The organism is Mesorhizobium sp. LSJC280B00, assembly GCF_000502835.1.
Lineage (GTDB): Bacteria > Pseudomonadota > Alphaproteobacteria > Rhizobiales > Rhizobiaceae > Mesorhizobium.
Map to the genome: position 1 here is coordinate 213,835 of NZ_AYVL01000004.1, position 15,355 is coordinate 229,189.

At 62.4% G+C, this 15,355-nt stretch carries 13 protein-coding genes; 12 read left to right on the forward strand and 1 reads right to left on the reverse strand.

Going from position 1 to position 15,355, the window contains the following annotated elements; genetic code table 11:
* Nucleotides 1–258: 258 nt before the first annotated feature.
* Entirely contained in the window at nt 259–1,086 is an 828-nt protein-coding gene (locus X773_RS47320) for a MurR/RpiR family transcriptional regulator (RefSeq protein WP_023675348.1), read from the reverse strand.
* Between the two features lie 145 nt (nt 1,087–1,231).
* On the opposite strand from X773_RS47320, the gene X773_RS47325 reads away from it, so the two are divergent.
* From X773_RS47325 to X773_RS47380, 12 genes are all read left to right on the forward strand, one after another.
* Nucleotides 1,232–2,056, forward strand: a complete 825-nt coding sequence (locus X773_RS47325) for an N-formylglutamate amidohydrolase (protein ID WP_023675349.1) — start codon at nt 1,232–1,234, stop codon at nt 2,054–2,056.
* Nucleotides 2,057–2,078: 22 nt separating this feature from the next.
* Nucleotides 2,079–3,641, forward strand: a complete 1,563-nt coding sequence (locus X773_RS47330) for an amino acid permease (RefSeq protein ID WP_023675350.1) — start codon at nt 2,079–2,081, stop codon at nt 3,639–3,641.
* A gap of 100 nt (nt 3,642–3,741) precedes the next feature.
* Nucleotides 3,742–5,112, forward strand: coding sequence for a glutamine synthetase family protein (locus tag X773_RS47335; RefSeq protein ID WP_023675351.1), 1,371 nt, complete (start codon nt 3,742–3,744; stop codon nt 5,110–5,112).
* A 181-nt stretch (nt 5,113–5,293) separates the two neighbouring features.
* Entirely contained in the window at nt 5,294–6,682 is a 1,389-nt protein-coding gene (locus X773_RS47340) for an aldehyde dehydrogenase family protein (protein ID WP_023675352.1), read from the forward strand.
* A 42-nt stretch (nt 6,683–6,724) separates the two neighbouring features.
* On the forward strand, nt 6,725–7,210 hold the full coding sequence (locus X773_RS47345; protein ID WP_023675353.1) for a DUF2569 domain-containing protein: 486 nt from the start codon (nt 6,725–6,727) through the stop codon (nt 7,208–7,210).
* Nucleotides 7,211–7,248: 38 nt separating this feature from the next.
* Complete coding sequence (locus X773_RS47350; RefSeq protein WP_023675354.1) at nt 7,249–8,421, forward strand: iron-containing alcohol dehydrogenase; 1,173 nt, start codon at nt 7,249–7,251, stop codon at nt 8,419–8,421.
* A 242-nt stretch (nt 8,422–8,663) separates the two neighbouring features.
* On the forward strand, nt 8,664–9,770 hold the full coding sequence (locus X773_RS47355; protein ID WP_023675355.1) for an ABC transporter substrate-binding protein: 1,107 nt from the start codon (nt 8,664–8,666) through the stop codon (nt 9,768–9,770).
* A 64-nt stretch (nt 9,771–9,834) separates the two neighbouring features.
* Complete coding sequence (locus X773_RS47360; RefSeq protein ID WP_023675356.1) at nt 9,835–10,749, forward strand: ABC transporter permease subunit; 915 nt, start codon at nt 9,835–9,837, stop codon at nt 10,747–10,749.
* On the forward strand, nt 10,746–11,537 hold the full coding sequence (locus X773_RS47365) for an ABC transporter permease (protein ID WP_023675357.1): 792 nt from the start codon (nt 10,746–10,748) through the stop codon (nt 11,535–11,537). Before X773_RS47360 ends, X773_RS47365 begins: the two co-directional genes overlap by 4 nt.
* A gap of 16 nt (nt 11,538–11,553) precedes the next feature.
* A complete protein-coding gene (locus X773_RS47370) occupies nt 11,554–12,618 on the forward strand; it encodes an ABC transporter ATP-binding protein (RefSeq protein WP_023675358.1) in 1,065 nt (354 codons plus the stop codon).
* A gap of 184 nt (nt 12,619–12,802) precedes the next feature.
* The gene (locus X773_RS47375; protein WP_023675359.1) at nt 12,803–14,353 is read left to right on the forward strand and encodes a cation:proton antiporter; all 1,551 of its coding nucleotides are present in this window, start codon (nt 12,803–12,805) and stop codon (nt 14,351–14,353) included.
* Between the two features lie 89 nt (nt 14,354–14,442).
* The gene (locus X773_RS47380) at nt 14,443–15,348 is read left to right on the forward strand and encodes an endonuclease/exonuclease/phosphatase family protein (RefSeq protein ID WP_023675360.1); all 906 of its coding nucleotides are present in this window, start codon (nt 14,443–14,445) and stop codon (nt 15,346–15,348) included.
* The last annotated feature ends 7 nt before the right edge of the window (nt 15,349–15,355 follow it).

Sequence of the window (15,355 nt, forward strand, 5' to 3'; positions counted from 1 at the left end):
GTTACTCCTCCGCCCCAGCCGCAGGCGGGTCTTGAGGAGTTGGGAGGTGGCCGAGCAGTGGGGCGGGACTGACATTCGTATTCGTGGACGGGGACTATGCTTTCGGGGGGAAAGCCATGGGTAAGAAACAACGCACCGTCCTGCTGGCAGCGGTTTTTGCGACTGTCTTTGGCGTCTTTTTGCTGATCCTGATCCTGCAGATGATCAGTTTTTTAGAGGACTAGACCGAAGCGAAACGCGTCCCTTTCCGGAGGGGCTCTACCGCAGGCTTTCCAGCTCGCGGATGCGTTTGGCGCCGTCGGCCTCGAGCTGCCTTGTGACGGCGCCGATCAGCGCTTCGGCAACGACGAAAAGGGCGGCGGATGAGTCCCAGGCCGAAGGCACGGCGGTGCGCCCGGCGATGACGTGGCGGGCGAAGCGGGCGATCGGCGACAGCCACTGGTCGGTAAACAGCACGATCTGCACGCCACGCTGGTTGGCCGTCTCGGCAAAGCGGACCAGGCTGTCCTGGTAGCGCCTGATGTCGAAGATCACCAGCACGTCGCGCTTACCCATGTCGATCAGTCGGTCGCGCCAGACGCTTTCCTGCCCGCCGAGGTGAAAAACGTTGGGCTGGATGATGGCGAGGTGGGCGGCCATGTAGCGCGCCAGCGGGTCGGTGAAGCGGCCACCGATCAGGAATGTCTTGCCGCGCCGGTCGGCAAGCTTGGCGACGATGTCGGCAAGCTGTTTGTCCGAGAGATGCCGGAAGGTCTCGCGCATGTTGTCGAGGGTCGCCTCCAGCATCGGCGACACGGCGCTGCTGCCCGGCGATGGCGGATTGAGCGTGCGCGAGGCCGGCGACTGCAATTGCGCCGCCAGCTCGTCTTGCAGCGTCGACTGGAATTCCGGATAGTTCTGGAAGCCGAGCCGGGCGACGAAACGCAGGATCGTGGGCGATGATACGCCGGCCGTAGCCGAGAATTCGGCGACCGTCTTCAGCCCGATCAGCGGATAGCTGGCGATCAGCGCTTGCGCTGCGCGCCGCTCGCCTGCCGGCATGGTGCCGATGCGGTCGGAGATCAGTTCGGCAATGCTGGAAACCATGTTTTTCCCCACCCTGGCCGTGCCGTTAGCGCATTATCGAAATCGCGTTTGACAAAGCCGGCCAAACTGTATGAAATCATCCGCAGGGACGCAATGAGGCAAAATACGTAACATACGATACAGCGCTCCCCGGGGACAGCAGACAATGGAGACAGCACGGCCCGCCAGCCTTGCATCGCCTGAAACCGTAAGGGTGACGAACCCCGGCGGATCGAGCCCCTTCGTGCTGACCTGCGACCACGCCTCAAATTTCCTGCCACCGGAATTCGGAACGCTCGGCCTTGCCGCCGAGGATCTTTCCCGCCACATCGCCTGGGATCCCGGCGCCTTGCCGGTGGCGCGCCGCATGGCCGAGGCGCTCGATGCGACGCTGGTCGAGACCTGCATCTCGCGGCTCGTCATCGACTGCAACCGCCCGCTCGACGCGCCGGACCTGATAGTGACGGTCAGCGCCAGCGAAAAAACCGTGGTCCCGGCCAACCAGGGACTTTCGGCCGACCAGCGGGAGGCGCGCATCGCGCTGGCGTGGCGACCGTTTCACGAGCGGATCGCAACGATCGTAGACGAGCGCCTGGTGGCCGGGCGGGAGACCAGGCTGGTCTCGATCCATTCCTTCACGCCGCTCTACAAAGGCAAAAGCCGGCCCTGGCACATCGGCATCATCCATGACGAGGACCGCCGGCTGGCGGCGCCGCTGATCGCGGCGCTGAAGCGGCTCGCCGGCGTCACCGTCGGCGTCAACGAACCCTATTCGCCGGCCGACCGGGTCTATTTCACGCTGGAACGCCATGCGCGCTCGCGCGGGCTGCCTTGCGCGATGATCGAAATCCGCAACGACGAGATCTCCGGCGCGGCCGGGCAGCGGAAATGGGCGGATCTGCTCACCGGCATTTTTCTCAATCTGGAGCCCGAGGCGGCCAATGGCCCCAGACCAAGCGCAGTCGGAAAGTCAGTTCAATCGGCCAGCTAAGAAACCAAAAGGGGACTTCAAAATGGTAGCACCGGGTTACAGTGAAGTTGATAAGAAGGAGGACCTGAAAGTTCTCCATGGAATGGGCTATGCTCAGGAACTTTCTCGAAGCATGAGCCGCTTCTCGAATTTCGCGATCTCGTTCTCGATCATCTGCATTCTCTCAGGCGGCATCAATTCCTTCGCGCAAGCGACATCGTCCATTGGTGGCGCGGGCGCTGGTATCGGCTGGATCGTCGGCTGCATGGTTTCGGGACTTTTCGCGCTCGCCATGGCCCAGATCGCCTCTGCATTTCCGACCGCGGGCGGCCTCTATCACTGGGCATCTATTCTGGGGAACCGTTTCACTGGCTGGCTGACCGCATGGCTCAACCTGCTCGGCCTGATCACCGTGCTCGGTGCGATCAACATCGGCACGGCTTTCTTTTTCGTCGGCACTTTCGGCGCAGCCTTCGGCATGACCGGCACGCCTGGTGAGATCGTCGGGTTTGTCGCCTTCATCACGGTGTTGCAGGCGCTGCTCAATCATTTCGGCATCAGGTTGACGGCTATGCTGACGGACGCCTCCGGCTTCCTGATCCTGGCAACGACAGCCGTGCTGATCGTCGCTTGCCTGGTGTTTGCGCCAGCGATCGACATCACGCGGCTGTGGACGTTCACGAACTATTCGGGCGATGCGGGGGGCGGTGTTTTCCCGCAGTCCGATTCCATGACGTATCTCTTCCTGCTCTGCCTGCTGCTGCCGGTTTACACCATCACTGGCTATGACGCGTCGGCGCATACTTCGGAAGAAACGTTGAGGGCGGCCCACTCGGTTCCGCGGGCAATCGTTTCGTCCGTACTCTGGTCGTCGCTGATCGGCTGGGTGATGCTGTGCGCGATCGTACTGGCGATTCCGGATCTGGCGGCCGGCGCCAAGCAGGGCTGGGGCGTGTTCTTCGCCACGATGGACGCAATCTTGCCGGCGTGGCTGAAGACACTGCTCTATCTGGGCATTCTGATCGCGCAGTTCCTCTGCGGTCTGGCAACGGTCACCTCTGCCTCGCGCATGCTTTTCGCCTTTTCGCGTGACGGCGGCATGCCGGTCGGCTCGGCCTCGCTAGCCAAGGTCAGCCCGACCTGGCGCACGCCGGTCAATGCGATTTGGACGGCTGCTGTGCTCGAGGTCATCTATGTCTTTCTTGCCCAGTTCATCTCGGTCGGCGGCACGAACATCTATACCATCGTCGTCAATTCGACATTGGTGTTCCTGTTTCTGTCCTTCATCATTCCGATCGTGCTCGGCATGATGGCTTTCGGAACGGAAAAATGGCCGAACCCCGGCCCATGGAACCTCGGCGCCGGCCTGTTCAAGCTGTTTTGCATCCTGTCGGTCATCGGCATGGCGATCATCTTCTACATCGCCATCCAGCCGCCGAACGACAAAGTGCTCTATATCACCTTGGGCTTCATTGTGCTGACCGCGGTGCTTTGGTTCGGTTTCGAGAACCGCCGCTTCCAGGGTCCGCCCATCGGCGACCAGATCGCAAAGCGTCAGGCGGCGATCAAGGCAGCCGAGCTAGCCATAGGCGAAGCCGGCGCCTGACCCCCTCTCATGACCATGGCCGGCATTCGCGCCGGCCGTGGTTTTCGTTTCCTTTTCAAAGTGACAAGCCCGAAACGACAAGCGCTGGAGTGCCAAAGGAATGGCCGGAAATTTCTCGTTCGATCAGTTGAAGCAAGCGGTCTCCAGCGGCGAGGTCGACACGGTGCTGGCCTGCATCGTCGATATGCAGGGGCGGCTCGCGGGAAAGCGGTTCCTGGCCCGTTATTTCGTCGATTCCGCGCATGACGAGACGCATGGCTGCAACTATCTCTTGGCGGCAGACATCGATATGGAACCGGTGCCCGGCTACAAGGCGGCGAGCTGGTCGAAGGGTTATGGCGATTTCGTCATGAAGCCGGACCTTGCGACGCTGCGGCTCGTTCCGTGGCTGGAGAAGACGGCGCTGGTGATCTGCGACGTGCTCGACCACCATACCCATGACGACCTGGCGCATTCGCCGCGCGCCATGCTGAAGAAGCAGGTCAAGCGGCTGCAGGATCGCGGCTATATCGGCTATTTCGCTTCCGAGCTCGAATTCTATCTGTTCAGCGAAACCTACGATTCCGCCCGCAAGAAGCACTGGCAGGGCCTCGAGACGGCATCGCCCTACATCGGCGACTACCAGATCGGCATCACCACCAAGGAAGAAGGCGTCATGCGCCGGCTGCGCAACGAGATGGAGGCGGCCGGCATCCCGATCGAGAATTCGAAGGGCGAGTGGGGGCCAGGCCAGGAAGAGATCAATGTCCGCTACGCCGAGGCGCTCGACATGGCCGACCGCCACGTCATCCTGAAGAACGGCGCCAAGGAAATCGCCGAGTCCGAAGGCAAGGCGATCTCGTTCATGGCCAAGTACAATTACGGGCTCGCCGGCAATTCCAGCCACATCCATAATTCGCTGTGGAGCGCCGACGGCAAGACGCCGTTGTTCTACGACAAAAATGCCGAGTGGACGCTGTCGACACTCGGCCAGCAATGGGCGGCCGGCCAGCTCAAATATGCCAAGGAATTCACCTGGTTCCTGGCGCCCTACATCAATTCCTACAAGCGCTTCCAGGCCGGCACGTTTGCGCCGACCAAGATCATGTGGAGCGAGGACAACCGCACCGCCGGCTTCCGTCTTTGCGGCGAGGGCACCAAAGGCATCCGCATGGAATGCCGCATCGGCGGCGCCGATTTGAACCCCTATCTGGCTTTCGCCGCGCTGATCGCGGCCGGGCTTGCCGGCATCGATGAAAAGCTTGAGCTGCAGAAGCCCTTCGTCGGCGATGCCTACCAGGCCTCGCAGCTGCCCGAAATTCCAAAGACATTGCGCGACGCCGCGGCGACACTGGCGGAATCGAAAATGCTGAGGCAGGCGCTCGGCGACGATGTGCTGGAACATTACGTCCACACGGCACACTGGGAACAGTTCGAGTACGACCGCCGGATTACGGACTGGGAACTGCACAGGGGGTTCGAGCGGTATTGAATAATCTGGCAACGTTGGCGCCGCTCCTCACCCTCAGCCTCTCCCGTGAAGAACGGGGGAGATGGGGGCCCGGCGCTGAGCTTGTCCCTTCTCCCCGTCAGTATACGGGAGAAGGTGCCGGCAGGCGGATGAGGGGCGGTGCTAACCAACGACATTATTGTAGAATGCGAGGACCCAAGGCATGACCGAAACGGTCAAGATAAAATCCCCCGTCGACGGTTCGATCTATGCCGAACGGCCTCTTGCCACGGACCAGGCGATCGGTGCCGCGGTCGAACGTGCCAAGGCGGCGCAGGAGAAGTGGGCTGAGACGCCGGTCGTCGAGCGCGGCAAATACATGCTTGCCATGCTGGAAGCGCTGGTCGCCATGACCGACGAGATCGTGCCGGAGATCGCCTGGCAGATGGGCAGGCCGGTGCGCTATGGCGGCGAGTTCGGCGGCGTCAGGGAACGCGTCAGCTACATGGTCGAGATCGCCGAGGCGGCCCTGAAGCCGGTCATGGCCTCCAATCCGAAGGACGGCTTTCGCCGCTATGTGAAGAAGGTGCCACTCGGCGTGGTCATGGTGATCGCGCCGTGGAACTATCCCTATCTCACCGCCGTCAACACCATCGTGCCGGCGCTGATGGCGGGCAGCGCCGTCATCCTCAAGCATGCGGCACAGACATTGTTGGTCGGCGAGCGGTTTCAGCAGGCGTTTGATAAGGCCGGCCTGCCCAAGGGCCTGTTCCAGAATCTCGTCATGAACCACGCGCAGACTGAAAGGCTGCTCGGCTCCGGCAAGATCGACCACGTCAACTTCACCGGCTCGGTCGCCGGCGGCCGCGCCATCGAGAACGCGGCGGCGGGCACCTTCATGACGCTCGGCCTCGAACTCGGCGGCAAGGATCCGGCCTATGTGCTGCCGGACGCAAAGATGGACCATGCCGTTGCCAATCTGGTCGACGGCGCCTTCTATAATTCCGGCCAGTGCTGCTGCGGCATCGAGCGCGTCTATGTCCACGAGAAGGTCTACGATGAATTCGTCGAGGGCTTCATTGCCGAGACCAGGAACTACGTCGTCGGCAATCCGCTCGACCAGGCGACCACCATGGGGCCGATGGCGCAGGCGCGCTTCGCCGACCTGATCCGCGAGCAGAAGGCCGAGGCGCTGCGCAAGGGCGCCAGGGCACACATCAATATGAAGGTGGCCAACGACAGGCAAGGTTCCCCCTATCTGGCGCCGGAAGTGCTGACCCAGGTCGACCACCAGATGAGCGTCATGCGCGAGGAAAGCTTTGGCCCGATCGTCGGCATCATGAAGGTGCGCAACGACGAGGAGGCGATCGCGCTGATGAACGATAGCCCCTATGGGCTGACGGCCTCTATCTGGACGCGCGACACCGACCACGCGGCGGCGATCGGCGACCGCGTCGAGACCGGCACCGTGTTCATGAACCGCTGCGACTATCTCGACCCGGCGCTGGTCTGGACCGGCGTCAAGGACACCGGCAAGGGCGCGGCACTGTCGGCCATCGGCTACGACAATCTGACCAGGCCGAAATCATACCATCTGCGCGAGGTGATCTAAGGTGGCGATCGACAGGCATGCGATCGCTGTTGAGGGGGAGTAATGGCGGATACACAACAATCGGTGCTGCCAGATGGTGAGGGTCCCGAGGGTATCGGCGGATGGCTTGTCCTGCCGATGCTCGGGTTGATGCTCACGCCGATACTGGGGTTGGTACAACTGCACAATACCGACTATCTCGGCTTCGACTGGCAGGCCTTCAGTTTTTCTCAAGGCGCGCTGCTCGTTGCCGAACTGGTGACAGCAGGCGTTCTAAGCCTTACAGCCCCGGTCCTGTTATTGTTCTTCATGTTCAAGCGCTGGGAGATATTCCCGGGCTGGTACATGATTTGGGCAGTCGCGATGCCGGTATATGCCATCCTCGACCCATGGGCCGCGCATCTGGTTTTTCGCGAGAGCTTTCCAACCTTGGCTGATGCGTTCGACAGCGAAACGATGCGCGGAATTTACCGTTCCGTCTGGGCCGCAGCCATCTGGATTCCGTACATGATGCGGTCAGACCGTGTGGCCAATACCTTTGTGAATTGACGACATCCGAGAGCACGAAAGCAGTCAAGAAGGTCGAAATGACAAAACTCGTTTCCAAATGGAATTACCCGACGACCGTCCGCTTCGGCGCCGGACGCATCAAGGAGCTGCCGGAGGTGCTGGCGGCGACCGGCATCAAGCGGCCGCTGTTCGTCACCGATCCGGGACTGGCCAGGCTGCCGGTGGTGGCCTCGACGCTGAAGATCCTCGACGACGCCAAGGTGCCGTATGGCGTATTTTCCGAGGTCAAGCCGAACCCGGTGGATTCCAACCTGACCGCCGGCATTGCCGTGTTCAAGAAGGGCAAGCATGACGGCGTCATTGCCTTTGGCGGCGGCTCGGCGCTCGACCTCGGCAAGCTGATCGCCTTCCAGGCCGGGCAGACGCGGCCGGTCTGGGATTTCGAGGATGTCGGCGACTGGTGGACGCGCGCCGATGCCGATGCGATCGCGCCGATCATCGCCGTGCCGACCACGGCCGGCACCGGCTCGGAAGTCGGCCGCGCCGGCGTCATCACCAATGAAGCGACCCATACCAAGAAGGTCATCTTCCATCCAAAGCTTTTGCCGGCGATCGTCATTGCCGATCCGGAGCTGTCGGTCGGCATGCCGGGCTTCATCACCGCCGGCACCGGCATGGATGCGCTTGCCCATTGCCTCGAAGCCTATTGCGCGCCGGGCTATCACCCGATGGCCGACGGCATCGCCGTGGAAGGCATAAGGCTGGTCTTCGAAAACCTGCCGAAAGCCTATGCCAACGGCAAGGATCTGGTCGCCCGCGCCAACATGATGAGCGCCGCTGCCATGGGAGCGGCCGCCTTCCAGAAAGGGCTTGGAGCGATTCATTCGCTGTCGCATCCGATCGGCGCGCTCTACGACACCCACCATGGCATGACCAACGCCGTGTTCATGCCCTACGTGCTGGCCTTCAACCGAGAGGCGATCGAGCCGCGCATAGCCCGGCTCGCCGCCTATTGCGGCATCAAGGGCGGCTTCGACGGTTTTGCGAAGGCGATCATCAAGCTGCGCAAGGAGCTCAAGGTGCCGCATGCGCTGCCCGGCCTGATCAAGGGGCTCGACATGGACAAGAAACGCAAGGGCCTGATCGCCGACATGGCGGTGGTCGATCCGACCGCCGGCGGCAACCCGGTCAAGCTGACCAAAAAGGCGGCGCTGACGCTGCTCGAAAACGCCATCGCCGGCACCGTCTGAGAAAATTTTCGCATCGGAAATCGACTTGGGAAAAGAGGCAAAGGAAAGGGGGAAAGATGAAAGGCAAGATCGAAACTAGTTAGCCGGAAAAAGAATCGCGAAGCGATTGCTACAGCCGGTTAAAAAGAGTTTACTTTTTCGTACTGCGGGGCATCGCTTTCACAAAGCTTTCATCTGGCTGTCACACGAAAACGATACCGCATCGCAGGCGTCCAACGGCGTCAGTTCAACGGAGAGAACACATGTTCAAATTCACGGGAAAACTGCTTTCCCTTTCGGCCGTCGCCCTGATGGCGACCTCTGCCATCTCGTCGGCCCAGTCCATGGATGAACTGGTCGCCGCAGCCAAGGCTGAAGGCCAGCTCACGGTCATCGCGCTGCCGCATGACTGGTGCGGCTACGGCGCGGTCATCGACGGCTTCAAGGCAAAATATCCGGAACTCACCATCAACGAGCTCAACCCCGATGCCGGCTCCGGCGACGAGGTCGAGGCGATCAAGGCCAACAAGGACAACAAGGGCCCGCAAGCGCCCGACGTCATCGACGTCGGCCTGAGCTTCGGCCCGACCGCAAAGAAGGATGGCCTGATCCAGGCTTATAAAGTATCAACCTGGGACTCGATCCCGGACAGCGCCAAGGATGCCGAAGGCTTTTGGACCGGCGACTATTACGGCGTGCTTTCGTTTCTGGTGAACAAGGACCTGGTCAAGGAAGCGCCGGCCGACTGGGCCGACTTGCTGAAGCCGGAATTCGCCAATACCGTGGCGCTCGCCGGTGACCCGCGTGCTTCGAACCAGGCCATCCAGGCAGTCTATGCCGCCGGCCTTTCCGGCGGTGCGGCTGCCGGCGAAGCCGCCGGCACGGCTGGTCTCGACTTCTTCAAGAAGCTCAACGCCGCCGGCAATTTCGTGCCGGTCATCGGCAAGCCCGCGACGCTTGCCCAAGGCCAGACGCCAATCCTGGTGACCTGGGATTATAACGCGCTTGCCGGCCGTGATACGCTGAAGGGCAATCCGCCGGTCGACGTCGTCGTGCCGAAGACCGGTGTCGTCGCCGGCGTCTATGTTCAGGCGATTAGTGCTTACGCGCCGCACCCGAATGCTGCCAAGCTATGGCTGGAATATCTCTATTCCGACGAAGGCCAGATCGGCTGGCTGAAGGGCTATTGTCACCCGATCCGCTTCAACGACCTCGCCAAGAGTGGCAAGCTCCCGGCTGACGTGATGGCCAAGCTGCCGCCGGCCGAGTCCTATGCAGCCGCGGTGTTCCCGACGCTCGACGAGCAGGGCAAGGCCAAGGAAGCCATCACCAAGAACTGGGATGCCGTCGTCGGCGCCAACGTCAAGTAAGACTTGAGATCAGCCGGGCGGCTTAGATCGCCGCCCGGCATACCTCCAGGACGGTAGCCGGCGCATGACCGATATCTCGTTGTCCGATCACGCTGTTGCCGGGAAGACCGCGCCTCCTGCCGACGCCCGCAGCATGAGGCTGCCGACGCAATGGCTTGGCGTTGCGCCTTTCTTCATCTTCGCCATCATGTTCCTGATCCTGCCCACGCTCTATCTGATGCTGGGCGCATTCCGGAACGATGCCGGCGAATTCACTTTCGAAAACATAGCGGCCTTGGCGCAGCCGTCGATCGTTGCCGCCTACTGGATCTCAATCAAGGTCAGCCTCGCCTCGTCGCTGATCGGTGCTTTCGCGGGGCTTGCCATTGCCATCGCCATCGTGCGCGGCGGGCTGCCGGAGTGGATACGCTCGGCGACACTGACCTTTTCCGGCGTGGCCTCCAATTTTGCCGGCGTGCCGCTGGCCTTCGCCTTTCTCGCGACGCTCGGCCGGCTTGGGCTCGCCACGGTGCTGCTCAACGTCTTGGTCGGCTTCAACATTTATGCCCATGGTTTCAACATCCTGTCGTTCTGGGGCCTGACGCTGACCTATGTCTATTTCCAGATCCCGCTGATGGTGGTGATCATCGTGCCGGCGATCGATGGGCTGAAGAAGGAATGGGGCGAAGCGGCGGCAACGCTTGGCGCGACCCAGGCGCAGTTCTGGCGCATGGTCGTCATTCCGGTGATCTGGCCAAGTTTCCTCGGCACCGTCATCCTCTTGTTCGCCAACGCCTTCGGTGCCATCGCCACCGCTTACGCTCTGACCGGCTCCTCGCTTAATATCGTCCCTATCCTGCTCTACGCGCAGATCCGCGGTGACGTGCTGCACAATGCCCATCTCGGCTACGCCATCGCCTTCGGCATGATCGTCATCACTGGGCTGGCCAATGTCTTCTACATCTGGTTCCGGACGCGCTCTGAGAGGTGGCTCAAATGAAGTCCGGCAGATTCTGGGCCTGGATCGTCTTCGCGCTGGGCGCGGCCTATTTCTTCATTCCGCTGATCGCGACCGTGGAATTCTCCATGCGCATGCGGCGCGGCGCCTATTCCTTCGATGCTTATCAGGTCGTGCTCGGCGATCCCCGCTTCCAGGCGACCTTCATCTATTCGGTGGTCGCCGCCATCTTCACTATCGTCCTTGGCGTGCTGGTGGTGGTGCCGGCGGCGTACTGGATTCGTCTGCGGCTGCCGCAGCTAAGGCCCGTCGTCGAGTTCATCACGCTGTTGCCGCTGGTCATCCCGGCCATCGTTATCGTCTTCGGCTACATCAGAATGTACGGGTCGAACTCACCGCTGCCGTTCCTGGCCAGCGAGACAGGAGCCAATGCCTTGCTGGTCATCGGTTATGCGACACTCGCGCTGCCCTATATGTATCGCGCCGTCGACACCGGGCTTCGCACAATCGACGTGCGGACACTGACTGAGGCGGCGCAGATCCTCGGCGCCGGCTGGGGCACGATCATCACTCGGGTCATCCTGCCCAACGTGCTGATCGCGGTGCTGTCGGGCGCCTTCCTGACCTTCGCCATCGTCATCGGTGAATTTACCATGGCCAGCCTGCTCAACCGGCCTGCTTTCGGACCCTATCTGCAGAACGTCGGCGCCAACCGCGCCTACGAGCCGGCGGCGCTTGCCATCATCGCCTTCGCCATCACCTGGGGCTGCATGTCGCTGATCCAGATCTTGTCGCGCTTCGCGCCGCGATCGGCGAACCGTCCGAACTGACCCGAAGGAAAAAGCCATGACCGAGCCATTCCTCTCAATCCAGCATGTGCGAAAATCCTTCGGCCCCATCACCGTGGTGCAGGATTTCAACCTCGACGTCGAGCCGGGCGAATTCGTCTCCTTCCTCGGCCCGTCGGGCTGCGGCAAGACGACGGTGCTGCGCATGGTCGCCGGTTTCGAGGAGCCAAGCGCCGGCAAGATCGTCGTGGCCGGCAAGGACATCACCCGGCTGAAGCCCAACCAGCGCAATGTCGGCATGGTGTTCCAGGCCTATGCGCTGTTTCCGAACCTCACCGTGGCACAGAATATCGGCTTCGGGCTGAAGGTCGCCGGCATGCCGAAGGCCGATGCCGACAGGCGCGTTGCCGAGATGCTCGACATCATCAAGCTGCCGCAGATGGGCGACCGCTATCCCTATCAGCTCTCCGGCGGTCAGCAGCAGCGCATCGCGCTGGCGCGGGCGATTGCGCCCAAGCCGAAACTGCTGCTGCTCGACGAGCCGCTGTCGGCACTCGACGCCAAGGTGCGCGTGTCGCTGCGCGAGGAAATCCGCTCGATCCAGAAGAAGCTCGGCATCACCACCATCTTCGTCACCCACGACCAGGAAGAGGCGCTGTCGATTTCCGACCGTATCGCGGTGATGTATGGCGGCAAGGCCGAGCAAGTCGGCACGCCGTTCGAGATCTACAACCGGCCGGCAACCAAATTCGTCGCCAATTTCGTCGGCACGCTGAACGTGCTCGAAGGCACGGTCACCGACGCGGCTTCGGGCAAGGTTCGCGTCAATTCGCAAGAGGTCTCGCTCAAGGGCAAGCTCAACGGCTCGAAATCCGGCGACACGCTGTCGTTGGCACTGCGTCCGGAAGCGATTTCGCTCGGGCGTCACCCCGGCCGCGACTCCAGCCTTTCGGGCGAAATCGCCGAGGTGCATTTCCTCGGCTCGGTCATCCGGGTGCGCGTCGGCATCGGTGGCAGCACGGTCTCGCTCGACACGTTCAACAGCCCGGCCACGCCGCCGCCGGCCGTCGGCGAAAAGGCCGAAATTTCGTTCTCGTCGGGCGACATGCTGGTGCTGCATTAGGAGAAGAGTGAATGGTGAATAGTGAATAGTGAATAGTGAGAATGCGCTTTACGCGCCGAAATTGCTCTGCAAGCAACCATTCACCATTCACCATTCACCATTCACCATTCACCATTCACCAGCAGCCTAAGCCGTGGCCGTTTTTTGCAGTGCCAATCGCCCGGCTTCACCGCTACGATAAGGCATGGCGCTTTTTGAACTCACCCTTGTCCTGCTTCTCATCGCGGTCGCCCTGACCGCGCTGTCGCGGCGTCTGCAGATTCCCTATCCGTCATTGCTGGCGCTGGCCGGCGCCGGCATCGCCTTCCTGCCGTTTGCCCCGACCATCGAGATCGACCCGGAGCTGGCGCTCGCTCTGTTCATCGCGCCGGTTCTGCTCGACGCGGCCTATGACACGTCGCTGCGCGATCTCAACCGCTACAAGGTTTCGCTCATCCTGCTGGCGCTTGGCGCCGTCATCTTCACCACCGTGACGGTCGCGCTGGTCGGCTGGACGATGGCAGGCCTGCCCATTGCCGCGGCCATAGCGCTCGGCGCGATCGTAGCGCCGCCCGATGCGGTGGCGGCGGCGGCCGTGCTCGGACAGTTCAAGGTGCCGCACCGCATCACCGCCATCCTGGAAGGCGAGAGCCTTCTCAACGACGCCACGGCGCTGTTGATCTACAGGATGTCGGTTTCCGCAGCCGCCGGCTCCATCCTGTTGAGCAGTGCCGTTCCAATGATCCTGCTGTCGACGGTCGGCAGCCTTGCCGCAGGCTATGTGCTCGGCCGGTTGTCTCTCGCCATACTCGGCCGCATCGACGACCCGGCGAGCGGCACCGTGGTGCAATTCGCCTCAACCTTCGGCGTCTGGATCCTGGCCGACAGGATAGGGCTTTCCGCCATCATCACGATCGTCGTCTATGCCATGACGATCGCACGTACATCGCCGCGCCGCATGCCGGCAAGGAATCGTGTCAGCTCCTACTCGGTCTGGGAGACGGCGGTGTTCGTGCTCAACGTGCTGGCCTTCGTTCTGATGGGCCTGCAAGCGCGGTCCATCGTCGGCCGACTTGCCGAGCAAGGACAAAGCGAGGCGTTCGTCTTTGCCCTGGCTGTGCTGGCCGTCGTCATCGTATCGCGGCTCGTCTGGGTTCTGGGCTGCGGCGCGATCCTCAGAGCGCTGGCACGTCTGGGCGACGAGGACAGGCGGAAGGACGCACCGACATTGCGCGGCGGCGTGCTCATCGGCTGGTGCGGCATGCGTGGCCTGGTGACGCTTGCGGCAGCCTTCGCCTTGCCGGCCGACTTTCCGGGCCGTGATCCGATCGTGCTCGCCGCTTTCACGGTCGTGCTCGGCACATTGGTGCTGCAAGGCGTCAGCCTGAAACCGTTGCTGCTTCTGCTCAATCTCGACCTCGACCGGACGGTCGACCGGGAGGTGGCGCAGGCGCGCGTCGCCATCATGCAGGCGGCGCTGGACGTGCTCAGCGGCAAGACATCGAGCGCGGCCGGGGCGGTGCGAGAGCAATATGCCGCCCAGCGCGCCATCGCCGAAAACCCGGAGGATGCCCAGGCGGCGACCGAGTATGACAGATTGCGTCTTTACGCCATCAAGAGCCAGCGCGATGCGCTGGAGCGTTTGCGCATCGACGGGACGATCGGCGACGAAGCCTACCACCGCCTTGAGGAAGAAATCGACTGGTCGGAACTGGCAGCATCCCCGCCCGGTCGGTTCCAGCCGCTGACCACTTAGCATCTGGCCCAAGCTCCCTCCGCCCGGCTGCACATTGCAAGGCTGTCAGCGAACGGCTACTGCCAGCAGGAAACTGAGCCGGATAAGCAATGAAGCTGGTCAGCTATAACATCCAGTACGGCTTCGGCAGCGATGGCCGCTACGACCTGGCGCGTTGTGCCAAGGTCGTGGCCGGCGCCGACATCGTCGCCTTGCAGGAGGTGGAACGGCACTGGTTGCGCAGCAACGAGGACGACCAGCCGGAACTTCTTTTGCAATTGCTGCCCGACTATCATTGGGTCTACGGGCCGGCCTTCGACATGGATGCCAGCCACCGGCGTGGAGGCCGCATCGTCAACCGGCGGCGGCAATTCGGCACCATGGTTCTGTCGAAGCTTCCGATCGTCTGGTCGCGGCTGCATACGCTGCCGCTCAGGCGCACGCTGCGGCCGCTCAACACCCGCAATGCCGCACTCGAATGCATGATCCGCACCCCTGCCGGTCCGGTGCGGGTGCTGTCGTTGCATCTGGCGCATATCGCGGCCGAGGAGCGGCTGGAGCAGATCGACTATTTGCTCGCCGAGCATCGCCGCGCGCCGTCCGAGGGCGGTCCATGGAGCGGCGCCGACGACGAGCCGGCGCGCAACTGGAGCAATGGCGAACAGGAGCCAGAAAACCCCGTAACGGCGATCTGGTTGGGCGACTTCAACATGGAGCCGGATAGCGCCGAGTACCGGCGCATTGTCGGCAGCGCGCCCTATCATCGCGGTGCCGCCTATCTCGACGGTTTTGTCGATGCCGCCGCCGTCGCAACAGCGGATTTCCACACCCATGTGAAGACTATCGATGGTAGGCTGGCAAAGCGCCGGCTCGACCATTGCTTCGTCGGCGGCATGTTTGCCGGGCGCGTGCGCTCGGTCAGCGCCGATATCGGGCAAATCGCTTCCGACCATTTTCCGCTCTGGGTCGATATCGACCTGGAGACGCCGATCGTCATCGGGACGGGCGGCGGATGAACCGCCG